1 protein-coding gene is annotated in these 743 nt (G+C 67.8%); it reads left to right on the top strand.

Annotation, left to right across the window (positions count from 1 at the left end; translation table 11 throughout):
• On the top strand, positions 1–743 hold a 743-nt coding region (locus AC1RQC_RS40415; protein WP_492886890.1), incomplete at both ends, for a condensation domain-containing protein.

The raw sequence follows: 743 nt of genomic DNA, 5'->3' as shown, positions 1-743 counted from the left end.
CAGCTTGCTTACTGGACGGCGCAGTTGGGCAACGAGCAGCCGGTGCTGCAGCTGCCGGCGGACCATCCGCGCCGCGCTGACGGCAGCTACCGAGCCGCGCGGCACGCCTTCGCGCTGCCGGCGCCGCTGGTGCAGGCGCTGGGCCGCAGGGCGCAGGCCGATGGCGCAACCTTGTTCATGGTGCTGCTGGCGGGCTTCCAGGCGCTGTTGCACCGTTACACGGGAGAAGTGGATATCCGCGTGGGCGTGCCCATCGCCAACCGGCACCGCGCGGAGACCGAGGGTGTGGTCGGCTTCTTCGTCAACACGCAGGTGCTGCGCAATGTGATCGGCGCCGCCGCGAGCCTGGAGCAGATATTGTGGCAGACCAGGGAGGCTTCCCTGGGCGCGCAGGCACACCAGGACCTGCCGTTCGAGCAATTGGTGGAGGCGCTGCAGCCCGAGCGTAGCCTGAGCCATAGTCCCTTGTTCCAGGTGATGTTCAACCATCAGCGCGACGACTACCGCGCGCTGGAGCAACTGCCGGGCCTCACGCTGGAACCCTATGCGCTGGCGGAGCAGGCAGCGCAGTTCGAGCTGACGCTGGACACCAACGAGCAGCCGGACGGCGGCATCGGCGCGACGCTGACCTATGCGGCGGATCTGTTCGATACGCTGACCATGGAGCGGCTGGCCGGCCATTACGTCACCATGCTTGAAGCGCTGGCGGACAGCCCGGAGCTGGCAGTCGGCGAAGTGGACCT

The sequence above is a fragment of the Cupriavidus sp. GW822-FHT03E04 genome (genome assembly GCF_058801495.1).
Note: the sequence above shows the minus strand (reverse complement) of the source record. Positions and strands in the feature narration are given on the sequence as shown.